At 73.5% G+C, this 20,329-nt stretch carries 20 protein-coding genes; 9 read left to right on the top strand and 11 right to left on the bottom strand.

Annotated elements, in window-relative coordinates:
- Nucleotides 1-544: 544 nt before the first annotated feature.
- The 3 genes from V3T34_RS06025 to dapA all read left to right on the top strand — a co-directional run bounded on the left by V3T34_RS06025 (nt 545) and on the right by dapA (nt 2,358).
- Nucleotides 545-1,045, top strand: a complete 501-nt coding sequence (locus V3T34_RS06025) for a winged helix-turn-helix domain-containing protein (RefSeq protein ID WP_305078710.1) — start codon at nt 545-547, stop codon at nt 1,043-1,045.
- 144 nt (nt 1,046-1,189) lie between these two features.
- Nucleotides 1,190-1,420, top strand: coding sequence for a hypothetical protein (locus V3T34_RS06020; protein WP_048429614.1), 231 nt, complete (start codon nt 1,190-1,192; stop codon nt 1,418-1,420).
- Complete coding sequence (gene dapA / locus V3T34_RS06015; RefSeq protein ID WP_331369127.1) at nt 1,417-2,358, top strand: 4-hydroxy-tetrahydrodipicolinate synthase; 942 nt, start codon at nt 1,417-1,419, stop codon at nt 2,356-2,358. The genes V3T34_RS06020 and dapA overlap by 4 nt, the downstream gene beginning before the upstream one ends.
- Nucleotides 2,359-2,426: 68 nt before the next feature.
- Here dapA and V3T34_RS06010 read toward each other — a convergent pair whose 3' ends face one another.
- Nucleotides 2,427-2,702: a hypothetical protein gene (locus tag V3T34_RS06010; RefSeq protein ID WP_060847698.1), complete on the bottom strand. Its 276-nt coding sequence runs from the start codon at nt 2,700-2,702 to the stop codon at nt 2,427-2,429.
- 703 nt (nt 2,703-3,405) lie between these two features.
- On the opposite strand from V3T34_RS06010, the gene V3T34_RS06005 reads away from it, so the two are divergent.
- Complete coding sequence (locus V3T34_RS06005; RefSeq protein WP_305078708.1) at nt 3,406-3,693, top strand: hypothetical protein; 288 nt, start codon at nt 3,406-3,408, stop codon at nt 3,691-3,693.
- 22 nt (nt 3,694-3,715) lie between these two features.
- Here the strand turns inward: V3T34_RS06005 and V3T34_RS06000 are convergent, their stop codons facing one another.
- From V3T34_RS06000 to V3T34_RS05990, 3 genes are all read right to left on the bottom strand, one after another.
- Nucleotides 3,716-4,417 (bottom strand): hypothetical protein, encoded by a 702-nt coding sequence (locus tag V3T34_RS06000; RefSeq protein WP_305078707.1) that lies wholly within the window; start codon nt 4,415-4,417, stop codon nt 3,716-3,718.
- Between the two features lie 245 nt (nt 4,418-4,662).
- Nucleotides 4,663-5,961, bottom strand: coding sequence for a solute carrier family 23 protein (locus tag V3T34_RS05995; protein ID WP_305078706.1), 1,299 nt, complete (start codon nt 5,959-5,961; stop codon nt 4,663-4,665).
- A gap of 93 nt (nt 5,962-6,054) precedes the next feature.
- A complete protein-coding gene (locus tag V3T34_RS05990; RefSeq protein ID WP_060847694.1) occupies nt 6,055-7,314 on the bottom strand; it encodes an OmpP1/FadL family transporter in 1,260 nt (419 codons plus the stop codon).
- Nucleotides 7,315-7,775: 461 nt separating this feature from the next.
- On the opposite strand from V3T34_RS05990, the gene V3T34_RS05985 reads away from it, so the two are divergent.
- Nucleotides 7,776-8,504, top strand: a complete 729-nt coding sequence (locus V3T34_RS05985; protein ID WP_305078705.1) for a substrate-binding domain-containing protein — start codon at nt 7,776-7,778, stop codon at nt 8,502-8,504.
- 38 nt (nt 8,505-8,542) lie between these two features.
- Here V3T34_RS05985 and V3T34_RS05980 read toward each other — a convergent pair whose 3' ends face one another.
- Both V3T34_RS05980 and V3T34_RS05975 read right to left on the bottom strand, forming a co-directional pair.
- Complete coding sequence (locus tag V3T34_RS05980; protein WP_305078704.1) at nt 8,543-9,019, bottom strand: hypothetical protein; 477 nt, start codon at nt 9,017-9,019, stop codon at nt 8,543-8,545.
- 124 nt (nt 9,020-9,143) lie between these two features.
- Nucleotides 9,144-9,863, bottom strand: a complete 720-nt coding sequence (locus V3T34_RS05975; protein WP_060847691.1) for an ArsR/SmtB family transcription factor — start codon at nt 9,861-9,863, stop codon at nt 9,144-9,146.
- A 135-nt stretch (nt 9,864-9,998) separates the two neighbouring features.
- Between V3T34_RS05975 and V3T34_RS05970 the strand changes: the two genes are divergently transcribed.
- The 3 genes from V3T34_RS05970 (at nt 9,999) to V3T34_RS05960 (ending at nt 12,879) form a co-directional block, all read left to right on the top strand.
- Nucleotides 9,999-10,262: a YjiS-like domain-containing protein gene (locus V3T34_RS05970; protein ID WP_305078703.1), complete on the top strand. Its 264-nt coding sequence runs from the start codon at nt 9,999-10,001 to the stop codon at nt 10,260-10,262.
- A gap of 297 nt (nt 10,263-10,559) precedes the next feature.
- Complete coding sequence (locus V3T34_RS05965) at nt 10,560-11,315, top strand: cell wall hydrolase (protein ID WP_305078702.1); 756 nt, start codon at nt 10,560-10,562, stop codon at nt 11,313-11,315.
- Between the two features lie 172 nt (nt 11,316-11,487).
- Nucleotides 11,488-12,879 (top strand): MFS transporter, encoded by a 1,392-nt coding sequence (locus V3T34_RS05960; RefSeq protein ID WP_091882736.1) that lies wholly within the window; start codon nt 11,488-11,490, stop codon nt 12,877-12,879.
- Nucleotides 12,880-13,157: 278 nt separating this feature from the next.
- Here V3T34_RS05960 and V3T34_RS05955 read toward each other — a convergent pair whose 3' ends face one another.
- Complete coding sequence (locus tag V3T34_RS05955; RefSeq protein WP_091882606.1) at nt 13,158-13,745, bottom strand: hypothetical protein; 588 nt, start codon at nt 13,743-13,745, stop codon at nt 13,158-13,160.
- Nucleotides 13,746-14,042: 297 nt separating this feature from the next.
- Between V3T34_RS05955 and V3T34_RS05950 the strand changes: the two genes are divergently transcribed.
- On the top strand, nt 14,043-14,954 hold the full coding sequence (locus V3T34_RS05950; RefSeq protein WP_305078701.1) for a manganese catalase family protein: 912 nt from the start codon (nt 14,043-14,045) through the stop codon (nt 14,952-14,954).
- A 19-nt stretch (nt 14,955-14,973) separates the two neighbouring features.
- On the opposite strand, the gene V3T34_RS05945 is transcribed toward V3T34_RS05950, so the two are convergent.
- The 4 genes from V3T34_RS05945 to V3T34_RS28535 all read right to left on the bottom strand — a co-directional run bounded on the left by V3T34_RS05945 (nt 14,974) and on the right by V3T34_RS28535 (nt 19,684).
- Nucleotides 14,974-16,320 (bottom strand): leucine-rich repeat-containing protein kinase family protein, encoded by a 1,347-nt coding sequence (locus tag V3T34_RS05945; protein WP_305078700.1) that lies wholly within the window; start codon nt 16,318-16,320, stop codon nt 14,974-14,976.
- 159 nt (nt 16,321-16,479) lie between these two features.
- Complete coding sequence (locus tag V3T34_RS05940) at nt 16,480-16,740, bottom strand: hypothetical protein (protein WP_060847685.1); 261 nt, start codon at nt 16,738-16,740, stop codon at nt 16,480-16,482.
- A 105-nt stretch (nt 16,741-16,845) separates the two neighbouring features.
- Nucleotides 16,846-17,739, bottom strand: coding sequence for a methyltransferase domain-containing protein (locus tag V3T34_RS05935; RefSeq protein WP_305078699.1), 894 nt, complete (start codon nt 17,737-17,739; stop codon nt 16,846-16,848).
- A gap of 25 nt (nt 17,740-17,764) precedes the next feature.
- On the bottom strand, nt 17,765-19,684 hold the full coding sequence (locus V3T34_RS28535) for a Hint domain-containing protein (protein WP_063920039.1): 1,920 nt from the start codon (nt 19,682-19,684) through the stop codon (nt 17,765-17,767).
- Between the last annotated feature and the right edge of the window lie 645 nt (nt 19,685-20,329).

The raw sequence follows: 20,329 nt of genomic DNA, 5'->3' as shown, positions 1-20,329 counted from the left end.
GCCCCGGGCGACGATCCTCGGCAACGGCGGTGGTCCGCTTCCTTCACGAGGGGAAGGCCGCCCGGGCCGCGACGGCGATCGGCCCTGCGGGAGGACGCGGGTGGCGGTCGAGGCGGCCGGCCGCAGCGGACATGTCCCCGAGCGACGCGGCGGGGGAACCCCGTTCATCCCAAGCGGGACGTCCGCCCGCCATCGTCGCGCCGAACCGTTCCACCGGGGGGCGGGATGGGGGAGGGCGCTTCCATTCTCTCCGGGTTGCGGTCTCCGGACGACCCTGCCCGCACCGGTGCGACGAGATCCGCGCGCGAACCCCGTCTTCCGTCGCTACGTGGAATGTTTCGCATTCATTCCAAACTGCCCGTCGCTCCCATTCCCGCCGCCAACGGCGCCCCGGGCGGCGAGACAGGACCGGAGAGGGGGTGCCGCCGCGGCGGCATTCCCGTGGAAGCGGCCGAACGGCGGCTTGCGCTTTTATGGAATATTCCTATTCTCGCTATTCCTGGAGAGAACCATCGTCTCCCATGGAATATTCCAAGAGGTACCCATGTTCCTGTCGGAGGCGGAGGCGGAGGCCCGGTTGGACGACCTGCGGCGCCAGCGCGCCGCCCTCGACCGGGCGATCGCCGAGCACGAGCTCTACCTCGATCTCGGCCGCCGGCTCGCCCGGCCGGGCATCGCCGATCCCGTCCCGGCCCAGACCCAAGGCCCCGTTCCGTTCGCGCAGCCGCGCCCGGGGCCCGCACCGGCCGCGTCCGCGCCGGTCGCGCCCATGAAGCCTACCTCGCAGCCGACCGCGGAATCCCCCGCCGCCGGCAGCGCGGCCCGCCGCGAGGGGCGCCGGCTGATCGAGGCGGCGGAGGAGATCCTGTCCGCCGCCGGCCGGCCGATGCATGCCGCCGAGATCTGGGAGCGGCTCGCCGCCCGCGGCCTGACCCTGCCGGGTCACGATCCGGTGGCGGCGCTCAACACCCGGCTGTGGAAGCGCGCGCAGGGCGGCGCGGTCTTCCGCCGGCTCGGCGACGGGGTCTACGGCCTGGCTCCCTGAGGCCCCGCCCGAACCGGTTCCGCTTCGGTCGGATCCATACGGGATCCTTATGCGGCGCCCGCGCCGTCCGCCTCGAATCCCTATGGGGCGAGGGACACCTTGAGGCCGCGGCCCCAGGACGGCCGCGCGAACCCGATCCCGTCGATGCCCCGATCCCTGGACGTTTCCGCGCCGGCCCCGGTCCCGGCCCGTCTTCCGCTCGATTTCCTCGTCGGCCAGAGCGCCGAGGGCCACTGGCTCGCCGTCGAGACCCACGGCCTGTGCGGCGGCATCTTCCGCACCCGCCGGGACGCGCTGACCTACGCCGCCGCCGAGACCGGCCGCCGGCCCGACGCGGTGCGCCTCGCCAGCGCCCCCCTGGCCCTCGTCCCGTGAGGCGTCCGCGCCCGCCTTCGAGCCTGCCCTGTCGCCTCGGCGGCGCGCTCACCGCCCTCGTCACGCCGTTCGCGGCCGGCGGGACCCGGCTCGACGAGCGGGCGCTGGGCGATCTGGTCGCCTGGCAGGTGGCGCAGGGCAGCGAGGGCCTGGTGGTCGCCGGCCTCACCGGCGAGGGGCCGACCCTGACCGAGCCGGAGCGCGCCCGGGTGCTGCGGATCGCCCTCGAGGCCGCGGCGGGGCGGGTGCCGGTGATCGCCGCCACCGGCAGCAACTGCACCCGCACGAGCGTCGCCCGCACCCGGGACGCCGCCGCGGCCGGCGCCGCCGCGACCCTGGCGGTCACGCCCTACTACAACCGCCCGACCCAGGACGGGCTCTACTGGCACTACGCGGCGATCGTCACGGCGGTCGACCTGCCGCTCCTGGTCCAGACCGTGCCGGCCCGGACCGGGATCGACCTCGCGCCCGCGACCCTGGCGCGGCTCGCCGCCCTGCCGCGGGTGCGGGGGATCCTGGATTCCACCGGCGACCTCGCCCGGCTCGCGACGATCGAGCGGACCGCCCCGGACCTCCTGCTCCTGTCGGGCGACGACGCCACCGCCGCCGCCTTCACCATGCTGGGCGGGCAGGGCTGCGTCTCGGTCCTGGCCAACCTGGTGCCGGGGGCGTGCGCGGCCCTGCAGCGCGCCGCCCGGGACGGCGACCACGCCCGCGCCCGGCTGATCCAGGCCGGGCTGATGCCGCTGGTCGCGGCCCTGTCCGCCGAGAGCGATCCGGGCCCGGTCAAGCTCGCCCTCGCGCTCCTGCGCCCGGACGTGGCGCCGGACCTGCGCCTGCCCCTGGTGCGGCCGCGGCGCGAGACCGAGGCGGCGCTCGCCGCGGCCCTGACGGCGGCCGCCGCCCTCGACCCCGCCCCGGCCGGGGCGGCCGCCTGAGGCCGGGCCGATGCGGCTCGGGCGTGCCCGGCTTCGTTGTGCCGGACTCGGTGCCGGACTTGGCCTCGTCAGGCCCGGGCTTGCGCGTCCTGCACGAAGGCGGCCCGCGCCTTCGCGTCGGGCGCGCGGTCCTGCGCGCGGCACCATTCCAGGAAGGCCTCCGGCTCGATCCGCACCCGCCGGACCTCGACGCCGCTGCGCGCCACCTCGCGCTCGACCTGCGTCGCCGACATCAGCCAGGTCGCGTAGCTCCCGGGCAGGCCGGAATCCGCCATCGCCTCCAGGATGCGGGGATAGTCGCCCGGCTCGTACCAGGCGATGCCGACGCTGCGCGGACGATCCATCGCTCGGTTCCTCGACCCCAGGCATCCCGCGCCACCGCGGCCCGGCGGCGGACAGTGTCGCCGGCCTGCCGGTACCGCAACAAAAAAAGGCCGCCCTTGCGAGGCGGCCCGAAGTCTAGGGAGGAAACGCCCAAAGAGGGCTGCACCGCCGCGACGCCATCGCGGCGGTACGGCGCCCTTCTCTCATGGTGCGGCGCACAACACAATCGATCGCATTGCACAACGGCCATGCTCGCGGCGCATGACGTAAGGGAATAAGGGGTGGGCCGGTCCGGGGTCCCGGGGGGGGCGGCAAACCGCCCCGCGCCCCCGAACGTCCTTGCCCCCCGGCGGCGACCTGCTAGACGACTCGTCTCCCTCGTGGACGTACCCTGTGGCGCTCCGGCTCCGCCGACAGGCTGGACCGTGAGGGGGCTCGCGACGACGAGTTGGCGGTGGACCAGTTCTCCCCGCCAGCCTGTGAGGCTCAGTGGGCCGGGTGGTCGCGGGAGGGTCGGCGCAGCGGGGAACAGGAACCGCGTCGCCGGCTGATGGCCCACACATTCGCCCCCGAGCGGCGGGCGTTCCGGCGGGCCGGGCCGCCGCATGGCCGGGCCGCCGGCGGGGTAGCGCGCCGCCGCGCAAGTTCAAGAATTCCGCAAACCGCCACGCTTCGCTAACCATGCGCCGGATTTCGCACGGGAGCCGTCGCATGGGAGACCGCATGGGAGCGCGCGTGAGAACGGCGGCGGGAGCCTACCGGATCCTGGCCCCGGCCTCTCGCCGGACGGACCGGTCCTGCGAGGGGCGCCGCGGCGGCGCGCGCGACGAGCCGCGGTCCGGCCAGGGGGCCCCGGCCCCCGGCGGGACGCGGCAGGGGCCGAAACGGGAGGCGGCCGAGATCTGGTCGCAGCAGGACCGCCGCGGCCTGACCGCACGCGAGCTGATCCGCCTGGCCCAGGCGGTGCGGCTGCGCGCCCCGGCGCCGCGGGACCCGTCGGCGGGGCGGTGACGCGCCCGACCCCGGTCGCGCCTCAGGCCGTCCGCGCGGCGGCCTCCCGGGCCGTGGCGCCCGGCGCGTCCTCGCCCACCATCGCGTCGGCGAGGGCGACGCTCCACGATCGCAGGTTGCCCGCGTCGAGCGTCATCATCCCCGACACGGACTGCAGCTTCACCAGCCGCACGGTGTGGCGGCCATGGGCGGCGTTCCTTCCCTCGTCGTCCTTGGCGGCCTTCGTCTCCCTCTCGAGGGCCTCCAGGACCTTCTGCATCGCCTGTATCCCGTGGAGCGCGGCCACGTCCTTGAATTCCTTGGCGAGGTCGGGGTCGTCCTTGAACAGCGTCTCGACGGCTTTCCGCGCGGGGCCGTCGGTCGTGATGGCGCCGCTGCCGTCGAGCTTGAACGTCATCGGGCCGTCGGTCGCGATGTTCGCCCGGGCCATCGCCCCGCCGATCCTGTCCGCCAGGGCCTTGGTGCGCTCCCGCACGAGGTCGTCGAGCGAGGTCGCGCGGGACACGCCCGGGCCGCCGGATTCGGCGAGCCGCGCCTGCGCGGCGGCGCTGAGCACGACGATTGCGGCGGCCCCGAGCCCGGTCGACGGCGTCCTGCCCGCCTCCGCGCCCGGCTTCGCCGCCCCCGCCGCCTGCGGCGCGGGGACGGCGCCGCCGGAGACCGAGTTCTTCGAGGGCGCGACGGACGCCGCCTGCGCCGTCCACGGGGTCGCTGCTGTCGTCACCGCGGTCCCGAACTCCCGCCGGATGCCACGCGGCGACCATGCCGGAATGACGTTACGACAGAATTAAGTGTCCGGATGAAAAGTGTGCCGATAACTGGTCGGCAGCGAATGTCGATGGCGCCGGGATGGCGGCGTCATCCTGGCGGTCGCATCGATCAGGTGCTGACGTTACTCGGAAGAGTCTCGGACGGTCCGGCGACGCGGGGTCCGCCCGCGCCGCGGGCGGTCTCCGGGAAGGCCCGCCGTCAGGCCGGCTCGTCGCGCAGCAGGTGGTAGAGCAGGATCGCCGCCGCGGTGGCGGTGCCGATGCCGCCGAGGGTGAAGCTGCCGAGGCGCACCGTGAAGTCGCCGGCGCCGAGCACCAGGGCGGTGCCGACGGTGAGCAGGATCCGGGTGCGCGAGAAGTCGACCCGGTTCTCGACGAAGATCCGCCCGGCCGCCGCGGTGATCAGCCCGAACACCACTACCGACAGGCCGCCGATCACCGGGCCGGGGATCACCAGGATCGCCGCGCCGAATTTCGGCGACAGCCCGAACAGGATCGCCACCACGCCGGCCAGCGCGAAGACCAGGGTCGAGTAGATCCGGGTCACCGCCATCACGCCCATGTTCTCGGCGTAGGTGGTCACGCCGGTGCCGCCGAAGAACCCCGACAGCATCGTGGCGAGGCCGTCGCCGAGGAAGGCCCGGCCGAGATACGGGTCGAGGTTGCGCCCGGTCATCGCGCCGATCGCCTTCACGTGGCCGAGGTTCTCCGCGACCAGCACCAGGGCGACGGGGGCGACGAGCCAGATCGCCGAGGGCTCGAAGACCGGGGTCGTGAAGTGCGGCCAGCCGAACCACGGCGCGTCGGCGATCCGCCCGAGATCGAGGGGTTTCGCCAGCCCCAAGCCGTTGGCGAGCACCCCGTAGAGCAGGGTGGCGGCCACCGCCCCGATGAGGAGCGGCAGGCGCCTTGCCGCGCCCGGCAGGTAGGCGGCCGACAGGCCCACCGCCAGGATCGTGAACAGCCCGATCCCGGTGTCGAGGCCGGAGCCCGAGATGCCCTTCACCCCGATCGGCGCGAGGTTGAGCCCGATCGCCGCGACGATCGCCCCGGTCACCGCCGGCGGCATCAGCCGGCCGATCCAGGCGTCGCCCGCCCGCATCACCGCGATCCCGATCACCGCGTAGACCGCGCCCGCCGCCACGATGCCCCCCAGCGCCACCGGCAGGTTGGGGTTCGCGCCGCTGCCGGAATAGCCGGTGGCGGCCACCACCACGGCGATGAAGGCGAAGCTGGAGCCGAGGTAGCTCGGCACCCGGCCGCCGACCACGACGAAGAACAGCAGCGTCGCGATGCCGGAAAACAGGATCGCCAGGTTAGGGTCGAACCCCATCAGCAGCGGGGCGAGCGCGGTGGAGCCGAACATCGCCACGACGTGCTGGAGCGCCAGCACCACCGCCTGGACCCCCGGCGGGCGCTCGTCCGGCAGCACCACCGGCCCCCGGGCGAGCCGCCAGCGCGGAAAGCCCCGCGCGTCCTCCCGCTTCTCCGCTTCCATGGTCTCCCCCCCGATCTTCGTGTCCAGGGAGGGCCTTAGAGCATTTTACGCGCGAGGGGATGCGGGTTCGTCGCCGGCTGTGCGCCGACGGCGCTACAGCTTCCAGCCGACCGAGACGCCGAGGGCGGTCTCGGCGAGCGCGATGTCGGCCTCGCCGCCGCCGTAGGAGACCGGGATCGAGCCCCGGCCCTTCGCGGTGTTGCGGGGCGCGTGCATCACGAACCCGGTGATCTCGGTTCCGGAGGCCGTGGTCCAGGTCGCGCCGGCGGTGACGTGGTGGGTCACCACGCCGGGGGCCAGGATGTTGAGGAGGGTCTGCGAGGGGCGGACCGGGTTCTGCGCATAGCCGTAGCCCGCCCGCAGGGTCAGGCTCGGGTTCACGGCGTAGCGCAGCCCGAGCTTCACCACGGAGATGTCGCGCCAGCCGAAGCCGGGGCCGTCCGCGGCGCCGAAGGGCCGGCCGGCGAGCAGGGGTGCCAGCGGCGTCCCGATCGAGCGGACGCTGGAATAGGCGATGCGCTTGACGTCGACCGCGACGGTCAGCGCCTCGCTCGCCCGCACCGCCAGGCCGGCGCCCCAGGAGGCCGGCACGTCGAAGCCGCCGCGCTCGGCGAACAATCCCTCGTAGCGGTGGAAGCCGGTCGCCAGGACCTCCGACTGGTAGAACGCCCCCAGGCTGACGCGGCCGAACCGCCCGAGATAGCCGACCCGCACGCCCGCGCCCGTCGACCAGTCGGTGCCCCGGTTGGTGAACCGGGCGGGATCGGCGGAGGCGACCGCGAAGGGCTGCAGCCCCGCCGCCTTGAAGCTCTGGAGGAGCCCGAGCGGCGAGACGCCGAGGCTCTGGCCGGGGGCGACCTCCACGGCCAGCGTCGGCGCGACGAAGACCTGCTTGAGGTCGACCCCGGCATGGCCCGTCGCGCCGAAGGCCGCGAAGGGGTTTTGCTTGTAGACCGTGTTCATGCCGCCGTTGCCGTAGACGGCGAGCCCGAGAGCGAGCCCGCCCGGGAGCGGGCGCACGATGCCGAATTCCGGCATGACGAAGGGGTTGAGGCCGTTGCCGCTGGAGCGCCCGTCCAGCCCCGCGCCGTTGCCGGAGATCGCCGCGGAGCGGTCCGGCACGAAGACGTCGGCGCCGATGTCGAAGCGGTAGCCCAAAGCCGCGGCGGCGGCCGGGTTGGCGCCGATCGACAGGGAATCCTGCGGATCGGCGATCGCGGCGCCGGCCTGGCCCTTGGCCTTGGCGCCGAGCCCGTTCTGGAAGTAGCCGTCCGTCGCGTGGGCGATGGTGGCGAGCGACAGGGAGGGCAACAGGGAGGCCAGCACGGCCAGATGCAGCGACGGTTTCGTCATGGCTTCGTCAACGCCCCGACAGGATCGCGCACGGCCGGCCTCCCGCGGCCTGACCGGATCGTCGATGATGTGGTTGGTGGAGAAAGACTATTATTGGCCGTTCGTTACGGCAACGCTTCATGATAAAATGCTTTGCTTTATTTCAGCGAATTTCGGCGCAGATGTCCTGTTGCGTTGCGATTCGGCAGAATGAACGGGTCGAAGGGGCGTCGATGTCTTGCGGCCGAGTTTGATTCCGCCGCGTCATGGGCACGGTCCCGCGCCGGGCAGGGCGGCCCGCAGGCCTGTGGATCCGCGCTCCCTCGTCCCCCGGCCCCCTTGCTCCCTGTCCCGTGGCGGGCGTGACCCGGTGCGGTATCTGTTGCAGTCTCGATCTCCGGCCGTCTTGGGCGGAACGAGCCTCCCTCCGCACCCTGGATTGTCGCGGGCAGCCGGTGCACGGGCAGCAGGTGGATGACGGTATGACCCCTCCGGACGACACCCCGACCGACCTCACCGTCATGATCTCGGGCGGCTTCGCGCTGGCCTACGAGGCGGCGCTGCCGGATTTCACCCGGGAGACCGGGCTCGCGGTCAGGACGCTGTCCGGCGCCTCGCAGGGGCAGGGGCCGCGGACCATCCGCCACCAGCTCGCCCATGGCGCGCCCGTCAACGTGGTGATCCTCTCGAACGAGGGGCTGCACGAGCTGAGGCAGGAGGGCCGGATCCTCGCCGGGTCGGCGGTCGAGCTCGCCACCGCGCCGCTCGCCGCCGCGGTGCGCACGGGCGCGCCCGAGCCCGCGATCGACACGGTCGCGACGCTGACCCGTACCCTGGCGCAGGCCCGCCGCGTCGTGATGCCGGGCAGCACGAGCGGTCTGTTCATCCGCGACACGGTGTTCCCGCGCCTCGGCCTCACCGACACGGTGCGGGTGACGATGTTGGCGCGCGGCACCGAGTCGGCGGCCGCCCTGGCGGCGGGCGAGGCCGACCTCGCCCTGGGGCCGGTCAGCGAACTCGTCGACGTGCCGGGCATCACGGTGATCGGGCCGCTGCCCGACGCGGTCCAGCTCGTCCAGACCTTCACCGCGGCGATCGTCGCGGGCTCGGGCGCCGTCGGATCGGCCCGGAGGCTGATCGCCTACCTCGCCTCGGACCGGGCCGCGGCGGCGATCCGGCGGACCGGGATGGAGCCGGTTGCCGGGCGCTGAAGGGAGGGCCGCGCCGGGGCGCGGCCCTCCGACCCTCGTCAGGCGAGGGCCGCGCCCCATTTGGCGGCGTCCGGCGCCTTCTCCTTGTAGATCGCCCCGGACGCGTCGACGTGCAGCTCGGTCCAGGCGCCGTCGTCCCGGCGGGCCAGCACCTCGACGTGCTTGGGCTTGAGCCTGGGCTCGCCCGTCGGCGTCCACCCGGCCGCCGTCACGGCGGCGAGGGCGGCGGCGGGATCGACCGGGGCGTCCGACCGGGACTTGCCGGGGTGGTTCGGCTTCTTGTGGTGGATCTCGACCGGGGCGCGGCCCGGCGTGGCGATCCGCGCGACCTTGATCTCGGAGGGGCGGCGCTCGCCCTCCAGGGTCACCGCCAGGCCGGCCGCGAGGGGGAAGGCCTCCGCGCCCTTGGGCCCGAGATCGGCGAGGTGGACCGCGCCGTCCGCCTCCAGGGTGAAGCGGTGCGCGAAGACGTGCTGGATCGTGCCCGAAAGGGCGGTGGTGTCGTGGTACGGCATGATCTTCTCCGAAGAGCGCCCAACCGCAGGCGCGACCGGGAGGTGGGGGCGGGCGGGATCGTCCGCAAGGTCGTCCGCGGGATCGATCGGCCATCGGCTCCGCCGCGAGGGAGACCGGCCGCGGTCAGGCCTCCCGGCAGGCGCAGGCGAAGATCTCCGCCCCGAAGGCCTGCGCCAGGGCGAGGCGCCCGCCCGGGGTGACGGCGACGGCCCGGCTGCCGGCGCTCCGGCGCAGCCAGCCCCGGTCGAGGCCGGTCGCCAGCAGGGCCGCCCCGAGGGTGCCGGCGAGGTGGGGCCGGCGCTCGCTCCAGTCGAGGCAGGGGCGGCAGAAGACCCGCCGGCGGTGGCCCCGGGCCGCCCCGTCGAGATCGACCCCGAGCCCGCGCAGAAACACCTCGCCCTGCGGCGTGAGCGCGCCGCCGTCGGCCCCGAGCTCGACCGCGCCGCGGGCGACGAGGGCGTCGGTCATCGCGACGGCGAGCCGCCCGGCGAGGTGGTCGTAGCAAGTGCGGGCCTCGCGCAACGCCGCGTCCCGGGGGCCGGTCGGCCGCGGCGGGGCGGCGGCCGGGACCGCCGCCACCGCCATCACGCCCTCGAGCATCCGGGCCACCGCCGGGGCGGCGAGGCGGTGGTAGCGGTGGCGGCCCTGGCGCTCGACCGCCAGCAGCCCGGCCTCGACCAGCTGCGCGAGGTGGCCGCTCGCGGTCTGGGGCGTGACGTTCGCCGCGCGGGCGAGCTCGGCCGCGGTCAGCGCGCGCCCGTCCATCAGCACCGCCAGCATCCCGGCGCGGGTCGGGTCGCCGACGAGGGCGGCGGTGCGGGCGAGGGCGGCGACGGTCACCATGGGGGTCTCCTCGGGTCGGCGCCGCGGCGGGCCTCCCTTGTAGCGCGGGCGAGCGCCCGACGCTTCGGCCGGCGCCGAAGCAGCACGGCCGGCGGACCGGCGACACCGGGCCGACGCAACCGCCGGACCCCGCCGATGCCGCTCCCGATCCTGCCGCAGCCGATTCGCCGCCTCCTCGCGGCGCTCGGGCCCGGACGCCCCGGCGGAGGCCCGCCCGGGGAGGGCGCGCTCGCGCGACACCTGCGGCAGCGCCGCGACCGCGCCAGGTTGGACGGGCTCGACGACAGGTTGCTGCGCGACGTCGGCCTGCGCCGGGAGGGCACGCGCGCCGGCATCGACTTCGTTCCCCTGTCCTCGGCCGATCCGCGGGCCTCCCCGCGGCGCGGCGCATCGTCGTGAGAACGGCCGGAGCCGGCATGACGCGGATGCGTTGCGGTTTCGCTGCACCGCAACGCCGCCTTCGACTGGCCATGATCGAGCCGTGATCCTGCCGTGGTCCCGGACGCAGCTCGCGGAAGCTTCGTGCGCCCCCCGGCGGTGTTTCCCCGTTGCATCACGTCGCCACGATCTTGCTGCCGAGCGTGGCAATTGGTTTACGAAGCGTATCCGTGCCCCGACCTCGCCACATTCCGCCTAAAGCTAGGCCTTGAGCGCGGCCGTTCCGGTCCGCTCGGCCGATGCACGAGAGGGGCCTGCATGACCCGGAACCGGACTTTCCCCATCACCGCCGCCCTCGCGGCGCTCGCCGCGGCGCCGCATCTCGGCGGCTGCAGCCTGGTCCCCCACGGGGTCGAGACGACGGGAAGCCTTCCGGACCGCAAGCAGCTCGCCGCCGTCACGCCCGCCGACCGGGACTGCCTCGCCCGGGCGATGTACTTCGAGTCCAACCGCTCGAGCGAGGAGGGCCTGCTCGCGGTCGGCACCGTGGTGATGAACCGGCTCGAGGCCCCGGCCTACCCGAACTCGATCTGCGGCGTCGTCGGCCAGAAGCGCCAGTTCGCCACCGGCGTGCTGCACAAGCCGATGCGCGACCGCGAGCGCGAGAAGGCCCAGCAGGTCGCCGACGCGATCCTGGCCGGCGAGCGCCACGAGAAGGTCGGCGGCGCGATGTTCTTCCACACCGCCGGCTACACCTTCTCCTACCGCAACATGCACTACGTGGCGCTGGCCGGCGGCAACGCCTTCTACGAGAAGCGCCCGTGGTACGACCGCGAGGGCGCGACGCCGCGCCAGTCCCTCGCCCGCGTCCAGCTCGCCCAGGCCTCGCAGGGACAAGTCTCCCAAGGACAAGTCTCGCAGGACCGGCTCTCGTCGGCCGGCGGCGCCCGCTGGACCGCGCAGGCGACCCGCAGCGCCGTCCGCGCCGCCCAGCAGACCCCGCTCGCCGAGCTCGGCCCCGCCCGCAACGTCTGCCGCGTCGCCGCCGCCGAGACCGGCCGCAGCCCGGGCTGAAGCGGCCTGACGCGAAGACCCCCGTCGCCCCCCGCCGGACCGGCGCGGAACGCAACGGCCGCGCTGCCGTTACGTCTCCCACGGACGACCGGGGAGGACGATTGTGGCGTCAGGAGCAGGAACGGCGCGGGTCGCCGGATCGGGCGTGGTGCGCACCGACGTGCCGGCGCGGATGGACCGGCTGCCCTGGAGCCGCTTCCACCTGATCCTGGTGATCGCGCTCGGCGTCACCTGGGTGCTCGACGGGCTCGAGGTCACCATCGTCGGGGCGATCGGCCCCGTGCTGCAGGACAAGCGGGCGCTGGGCTTCACCCTCCAGGAGATCGGCGCCTCGGCCTCGTTCTACGTCGTCGGCGCGGTGGTCGGCGCCCTGGTGTTCGGCTGGCTCACCGACCGGTTCGGCCGCCGCCTCGTCTTCTACGCCACCCTACTGATCTATGTCGGGGGCGTCATCGCCAGCGCGCTCGCCTGGGATTTCTGGAGCTTCGCGCTCTTCCGCCTCGTCACCGGGCTCGGCATCGGCGGCGAGTACGCGGCGATCAACTCCGCCATCGACGAGCTGATCCCGGCCAAGTACCGCGGCCGGGTCGACCTCATCGTCAACGGCAGCTTCTGGCTCGGTGCCGCCGCGGGCGCGGGCGCCGCGCTCCTCCTCCTCGACCCCAACCTCCTCGACCCGGATTTCGGCTGGCGCCTCGGCTTCGGCATCGGCGGCGTGCTCGGCCTCGGCATCCTGTTCCTGCGCCGCCACGTCCCCGAGAGCCCGCGCTGGCTCGTCACCCACGGCCGCGAGGAGGAGGCCGAGCGCACGGTGGCCGAGATCGAGCGCCGCATCGAGGCCGAGACCGGGCAAAAGCTCCCGAAGGCCGAGGGCATCCTGGAGGTGCACCCCAAGAAGAGCTTCGGCTTCGGCGAGATCTTCGCCTCGATGGTGCACAAGCACCGCGGCCGCAGCATCCTCGCCCTGGTGCTGATGGTGGCCCAGGCCTTCCTGTTCAACGCGGTGTTCTTCACCTACGGGCTGGTGCTCGCGAAGTTCTACGGCGTGCCGGAGAACAAGGCCGGCATCTTCCTGGTGCCGCTCGCCATCGGCAACTTCCTGGGGCCGCTGCTGCTCGGCCACTTCTTCGACACGATCGGCCGGCGCCGGATGATCGCCGGCACCTTCGCGGTGAGCGGGCTCCTGCTGCTCGCCACGGCTTTCGCGTTCGGCCTCGACCTGTTCACCGCCTGGACCCAGACCTTCGCCTGGATCGCGATCTTCTTCGTCGCCTCCGCGGCAGCGAGTTCCGCCTATCTCACGGCGAGCGAGATCTTTCCGCTCGAGACCCGGGCGCTCGCCATCGCGGTGTTCTACGCCCTCGGCACGGGTGCGGGCGGCGTGATGGCCCCCTGGCTGTTCACCCGCCTGATCGAATCGGGCCAGCACTGGGCGCTCGCCGGCGGCTATGTCGGGGCGGCCGCGCTCCTGGTGATCGCCGCCGTGACGGAGTGGCGGCTCGGAGTCGACGCGGAGGGCAAGTCCCTGGAGAGCATCGCCGATCCGCTGTCGAAGGCGGGGTGAGGGGATGCGGGGCGCGGCGGTCCGCCTTCCGCGTCCCCGCCGCGCGGGGTCGGGGCGGGTGCCGGGTGCGGGGCCCGTTTGACGAAAATCGAAGACTGTTGTTCCGCTCTCATGTCATCTTGAGGCGTCAGCCGATCTTCGATCGACCGACAGCTCGGGATGAGGTGGAAGGGCGGGATATCTCGATCTCACCGCCGGCATTCGCTCGTCGGACCCGCTCGCACAGGCTCCGAGGCGATGAGCGGGGTAAAAATTTCCTGTCTTGGTCGGGCCGGCTCTCAATGCAGGGCCGGCCGCTCCGCCTCGGCCGGCGGCGCCACCGTGTCGAGCAGGGCGGCGCGGATGCGGGCGAGGCGCAGCTCCGCCGCCTCGCGGGCGGCCTCGGCGGCGGCGGTGGCGCGCTGGGCCTCGGCCAGCCGTGCCTCCAGGCGGCGCATCGCGGCCCGCTCGGCCGACAGCCGGGCCTCCGCCGCCCCGACCCGGGCCTCCGCCTCGGCGGCCGCGTTCCGCCACTCGGCGGCGTCGTTTCGTGCCTCGGCAACCGCCGCGTCGGCCTCGGCGGCGATCCTGTCGGCCTCGGTCGCAGCCGCCTGCGCGATCAGGACGGCCTGTTGCGCGTCGGCGGCGACATCCTTGGCCGCAGCGGCGGCGTCCCGGGCCCCGGCGGCGTCATCACGGGCCTCGGCGGCCTCGGTCGCTGCGGCCTGAAGCGCGTCCTCGACCCGCACGAGCAGGGCGCCGACCTCGCGGCCGAGCCGGTCGGCCCGGGCCTCGGCGGCGGTGGCGCGGGCGGTCGAGGCGCGCACCTGCTCGGTCGCGCGCCGTAGCAGGGCCAGGATGGTGCCGGTGTCGATCGGGGTGGCCATGGTATCCGGGAGTCGGTCGGCGATTCTCCAAGGGGGGCCTGCCGGCGCATCGCGGTCAAGGATTATTGCACCGCTTGACCGCCCGCCTCCGCATTCGTCCGCGCCCTGCGGCGCGGGTGCGTCACCCCGCTCCGTCCGGCCCCCCGTCTCCCCCTGCGACCGATGCGCCAGGGGAGTATCGGGCAGGGGAACCCAACCACCCGTCGATCGATGCTCCCGGGGACTATCCGCGATGGATGCGGGGAGTATGCCCACCAGGCTCCGGGGGAGACCCCGGCGAGACGAGGTGCCGTGCCCATGTTCATGAGGATCGACCGCCTGCAGGCCGAGCTGCCGCAGCCCAAGAGGCCCGACCCGAACGCCGCGGCCGCCCTGCAGGAGCTGCTCGGCGGCAAGTACGGCGAGATGTCGACGCTCGGCAACTACATGTTCCAGAGCTTCAATTTCCGCGACAAGTCGAAGCTGCGTCCCTTCTACAGCCTGGTCTCGAGCATCTTCGCCGAGGAGCTCGGCCACGTCGAGCTGGTCTCGACCGGGGTGGCGATGCTCAACAACGGCCCCGGCGACCCGACGCCGGACGTCGACGTGTCGAAGGCGCCCTTCCACGACATGCAGGACATCCGGCTCGCCGGCAGCTTCCTGAGCAACGGCGGCGGCGCGATGCCGATGAACTCGAACGCCACGTCGTGGAACATGGACATGGTCACCACGACCGGGAACATCATCGTCGACCTGCTGCACAACTTCCACCTGGAATGCGGCGCGCGGCTGCACAAGCTGCGGGTCTACGAGACCCTGACGGACCAGACCGGGCGCGAGGTCTGCGGCTACCTGCTGGTGCGCGGCTCGGTCCACGCCCACGCCTACGCGCTGGCGCTGAAGAAGCTGACGGGGGTGGCGATCGAGCAGATGCTGCCGACCCCCAACATCAACCTCGACCGCATCCCGGAATGCCAGAAATACCTGCAGGAGGGCAGCCACCGCCGGCTCTACACCTTCTCGCAGGATTATCCCGAGGCGGCCGGGGTGTGGTCGAACGACGAGGTGGCCCTGCCGGGCGATCCGCCGGGGAGCCTCGAGGTGGTCGACGGCGCGCCCGAGGGCGGCAAGATCCCGGAGCTCGACGGCAATTACGGCGCCTTCGCGCCGAACTACAAGCCGGAGGAGATCTTCGAGATCGCCAGCAAGCTCTACAAGAAGGGCCGCTGACGAACCGGGACGGGGCCGGTCAGCCCGGCCCCGGGCCCGCGATGATCGCATCGAGGGCGTCCCGCACCTCCGCCATGGCCGGGCGCGCCGCCGGATCGGGCCCGGTGCAGGCCGCCACCAGCCCGGCGAGGGCGGGACCGGCGAGGGGCGCGTGGCGGCCGAGCTCGTCGAGCAGCAGCCCGAAGGCCCGCACGTCGAGCCGCTGCAGGATGGCACCCTCCCGGCCCGACGGCAGGGCGGAGGCCGCGCCGAGGTCGCTCAGCACCGCGGCGCCGTCGCGCCCGTCCCACAGCACGTTGTGGGCGTAGAGGTCGCCGTGGCCGAAGCCGCGCGCATGCAGGTGGGCGGCGCCCGCCGCCACCCCGCGGGCGAGGCGCAGGGCGCTTCCCCGGGTCAGGCGCAGATCCGGGTCGTAGACGTCGCGGCTGCAGCTCTCGAGCCTCGGCGGTCCGGCGAGCACCCGCCAGCCCTGCGGCAGGAGCGGCATCAAGAGACCCTGGCGGCCGTCCGGATGGTCGGCGAGGCGCCCGAGGCTGCCGGTCAGATGCGGGTGGGCCCCCGCCGCCAGGCAGGCCGCCATCTCGCGCTCGGGCAGGCCGTCGCTGGTCATCGCGTCCTTGAACAGCTTGAGGGCGACCGGGCGCGCCGTGCCCGCAGCCCCCGGCCGCCACGCCGCCCGCATCACCCGGCCCGAGGCGCCCTCGCCCAGCAGCGGGCCGACGGACAGGTCGTCCCAAGCGATCGTCTCCGCCGCGGCCGGCGCCGGCGCGGCGCGGTCCTCGAACGGGTTGCCGGCCCAGGACAGCCAGGCGAGGCGGGGCAGGGCGGCGACGCAGCCGGGCAGCGCCGCAAAGCCGTTGGCGGCGATGCGCAGGAGCTCGAGGTTCTCCGCGCCGCTCAAGGACTCCGGCAAGGCGTCGAGGCGGTTGCCTGCCAGCATCAGCTTCTGCAGGCGCGGCCGCTCGCCGAGCGCGCGGGGCAGCGCCGCGATGCGGTTGTCGGTGAGGGTGAGCCAGCGCAGGGCCGGCGGCAGCGATTCGGCCGGCACCTCGACGAGGCCGGTGGCGCGAAAGCCGACCTGGCTCAGGGCCGGGCAGTCGCCCAGCACCGGCGGCAGGCGGGTGAAGCGGTTGCCCGAGCAGAACAGGACCCGCAGGCGGCGCATCCGTCCGAACCCCGCGGGCAGGTCGGTCAGGGCGTGCCCACCGAGGTCGAGGAGCTCGAGGCTGTCGGCGAGGCCCAGGATCTCCGGCGGCATCTCGGTCAGCCGTCCGTCCGGCCCGCCGGGGAGCCGCAACTCCCGGATCCCGGCAAGCTCGCCCCGGCGCAGGGCGTCGAGGCGCGCGGCGGTCGTCCCGGCGCTCATGCGCGCCCGGGCCGGCACGCACGCACGGGGGTGGGGGTCGCCCGATCGGGTCTCGTCATCCTCGATCTCCCGGCGGCGCGCCGTTGCGCCGCCCGGCGACGGTGGTCGCCGGGAAACGCCGCCGGATCAAGGGGGCGGGCGAGACGGGATCGGCCGGCTTCAGTACGGGTAGCCGTAATAGTAGGCCGGCGGGGGCGCGCGATAGTACTCCACCGGCGGACGGCCGTAGGTGCGCAGGTAGGGGTCGTAGCGCGGCTGCCGGTAGTTGCCGTTGTTGATTCCGGCCGAGCGGTCGTTGCCGTTCAGGGCGGCGTAGGGCGACAGGCCGCTGCCGGAATCGCTGTTGCGGGCGAGGGCCGCGCCCGCCGTCCCGAGGACGAGGGCGGCCGCGACCGTGGCCCGGATCGTGAGGGCGCGCATGGAAGACCTCCTGGCGATGGCGAGGGCACGCTGATGGAACCATAACGGCCCGCGCGCCATCGGCGTTCCGGGTCGCCGGCGCGGCCTTTCGGCGCCAGCGGGCGATCAGCGCCCGGCGAGCAGCGCGGCGGTGCGGTGCTGCTGCGCCAGGACCCGGGCGAGGTGGTCGATTCCCCCCTCCTGCATCCGGCGCAGGGCGCCCGACTCCTCCTCCGCGTCGCGTCGCATCGAGACGTAGAACTCGAACCCGCCGACCTCGGTGGCGCCGATCCGGTTCAGCACGAACGGGAACAGCCCGAGCCGGGTCGCCCCCGCGACGAGGTCGAGGAAGCTCTCGGGCGTGAACACCCAGCAATGGCAGGGTACGTAGCGCTCCTCCGCCAGGGCCGCGGCGGCCTCCCGGTAGGCGTGCCCCAGGGCGTCCTCGCCGGACAGGCGCCCCGCTGCCACGGGGTCGGCCCCCTCCCAGACCTGCGCCGGGGCGATGGCCCGGGCCTCGCTCGCATGGGCGAAGAGCTGGCGCGGGCTCGGCCGGTCGAGGGCGAGCAGGTCCGCCTCGACGAGCTCCGCCAGGGTGCTGACGGGGCGCGCGGCGTCGAACATGAAGCGCTTGTCGGGCAGCGACAGGTTGAGCACGCCGCCGGCGCGCAGCACGCCATGGATGCCGCGCAGCCAGCCGAGGAGGTTCAGCACGTACTGCGCCACTTGGGCGGCGATGGCGACGTCGCAGGGCTCCGGCCCGAGCAGGGCGGCGAGCGGCCCCGAGCCGGCCCAGGCCCGGTCGATCGGCGCCGCCCCGGGCAGGCCGGCATTCGCATCGAGGGCGTGATCGACGTAGGTCACGCTCACGCCGGCGGGCAGGGGTACCGGGTTGTCCCCTGGCCCGAACTCGAGGGCCCGCGCTTCGGGCAGGGGCATGTCGTGGGTCAGCCGCGCCAGGCGCCGGTCGGCGGCGCGGCGGGTGAGGAATGCGTCGAGGGAGAGGGAGCCGGGTCTCATGACCCGGCTTGTCGCACGCCCGGCCTCACGCCGCGAGCCATTCGAACCGCCCGGCCTCGTCCCAGGCGCAGGCCTCGCCGAGGCTGTGGGCGAACACCGCCGAGAGCCGCGCCCGCTCGGCCTCGACCACCGGCCCCTCGACCGCCACCGGCCGGCAGCGGGCGGAGAGCCCCGGCACGACGAAGTCGGGGTTGTGCAGCGCGTGGTCGGAGCCCTCCGTGAAGAACGGCCGGTCGCCCCAGTCGAGGTAGCTCTCGGCCGCCAGGCCTTCGGCCAGCAGGATGTCGTGGGCGTCGAGCTCGACGTGCCAGTAGGTCACCGACGAGACCGGCTCGCGCGCGATGGTGGTGCCGTTGATCAGGCACATCACCGGCACGAGGTGGCCGCCCGCGCCGTTCGCGTCGGCACCGACCAGGACCGGGTGGCCGGGCGAGAGACGCAGGTCGCGGGTGGGCAGCCCGCCGCCGAAGGCGCCGGCGCGGACGCGAACCGGCTGCTGGGGCGCCGGCAGGCGGCGGGTGCCCGCGTCGAGGTCGCGGTGACCGATCCAGACGACCGGCCGCAGGGCGCCGGAGGCGGTGACCGCCGCGTCGCCGACCCGCAGGTCCTCGACCGCGACCTCGCCGCGCGCCGTGCGGAGGCGGGTGCCGGTGGTGAAGCACACCGCGACGGTCTGGTCGTCGAAGCGCAGGGTCTGGAAGTTGGTGAGCGTGTCCTTGACCCCGGTGGGTTTGGCGGTGAGGTCCGAGCTGGCTGTGCGCGTCACCACTGTCGCGCCGTTCGCCTGCGTGATCGCGTAGTCGGCCCGGTTGCCGGAGAAGACCGCGGTGTTGGTGCCGGCGCCGCCGTCGATCGTGTTGTCCTTGCCGAGGTTGACGGTGCAGACGTCGTTGCCCGAGCCGCAGGCGACGTTCTGGATGTAGGTCTTGTCGTAGATCGCGATGTTGTTGGTCATCCCGAAGGCGCTGCTGTAGGTGCCCGCGTTCAGGTTCAGCGTCGCGGCCTGGCCGCTCTGGGACAGGTCGAGGGCGTTGCCGCTCGCCGCCGTGCCGTAGAGCGTGACGACCGGCGCGGTGTTGATCGCGAAGTCGAAATACGGCTTCAGGCTGCCGCCGATCGTGGTGTTGTAGCCGAAGGTCTGCGCGGTATTGAGCGGGCCGTTCGTCTGGGCGCCGTAGAGGCGCTGGATCGCGTCGATGTCCACCGGCATCCAGGTGGTGGCGTAGTGGTTGACGCCGTCCCCGGTGGTCCAGTTGGTCCCGGTGATCGGGCTCGGATAGTTCACCGGCTCGTGCGGGTTGAAGTACGACATCAATGTCGAGGTTTCGTTGTCGTAGGGCCCGTATTGCTGGCTGACCGTATTGGTGTTGTTGTAGGGACCGCCATGGCCGAGCCCGAGGGAGTGGCCCACCTCGTGAATCACGGTGCCGGCACCGTAGCCGGTTCCACCGCCCTGGAAGTCGTTGAACGAGCCGAACGGATCGTTCCCCCGCGGGGTCTCCGTCATGTCGAGGGAGATCAGCGCCGCCCCGTCGGTGGGCGGCGTGATCACGCTCGAACCGACGGCGTGGGGCGTCGAGTACGTCTGCGTGTAGGCCCTGCTGTCGGTGTTCCGGGTGAACCCGATATTCGCGTCGGCCACCGAGGTCGTCTGCTGGAACGAGACGTTCGCGACCGCCGACCACATGCTCAGGCTGCCGGCGAGGGCGGCCTGCTCGCCGGCGGTCCATTGCGAGGCCGGGTCGAAGATGTACTTCAGGGTCCCGCCGCCCGTCCCGGCCGCGTTGACCGGACCCCAGTGGAACTGAGTCGATGCCGTATCGTAGGTGTCGGGATTGTCGGCGTTGTACGTAGCAAAGGCCGGGCTTGCCAGGGTCCCATCGGCGTTCACGCCCGACAGGTACGTGACCTCCTGTTCGCGTGTCGTCCCTACGACGCTCGCCATGGTGTGCTACCCCCGAATTATGCTTGGCGCGAAAAGTCGACGGATCGCCAACGGGCCGTAGGTGCTGCCGCGGCCCGTGCGATCCTTACGTCAAGTGTGCTACTGCACGGTCGCAAAATGCAACGCTCCCTTGCGCTGCAAACGCAGGTCCCGTCGTCTCGAGACCGGGGGAATCGGTGATCGGTTGCCGGCTGTTGTGGGCCTGCCACACCGGCGGCACGGCTCCTGCGGCTCCGGGCCCTGCGCCGGACCGGGGAAAGCGGGCGATGCGGGCCGCCCGATCGGAGATCGCGTGCCGGATCGGGCGAGGAGGCAGGATGCGAAGCAGCGCCGAGGTCCCGCCTACCCTCGTCCGGAGGCGCAGGAGGACGGGCGGCAGGGGACGTCGGGCGGGCTCTCGGCGGGACATCTCGGGACGGGCCCGGTCGGCAACCGTCCCCGAGGACGCAAAAAGGCCCGCGCGGCGGGTGCCGCGCGGGCCTTTCTCATGCGGTGGCGTCCGAAGAACTACCCGACGGTGCCGTAGCCGAAGGTGGTGTCGCCCGGGGCCGCGCGGCCCTCGAGCGCGCCGTATTGCAGGTAGTGCAGCATCGGGTCGACCTTCGCCCGCGCCACGTCGCCGTTGGCCGCCAGGTAGGCCGTGGT

It is taken from the genome of Methylobacterium ajmalii, from assembly GCF_036448855.1.
Taxonomy (GTDB): Bacteria; Pseudomonadota; Alphaproteobacteria; order Rhizobiales; family Beijerinckiaceae; genus Methylobacterium; species Methylobacterium ajmalii.
The sequence above is the reverse complement of the archived record's forward strand: the minus strand, read 5'-3'. Positions and strand labels throughout refer to the sequence as shown.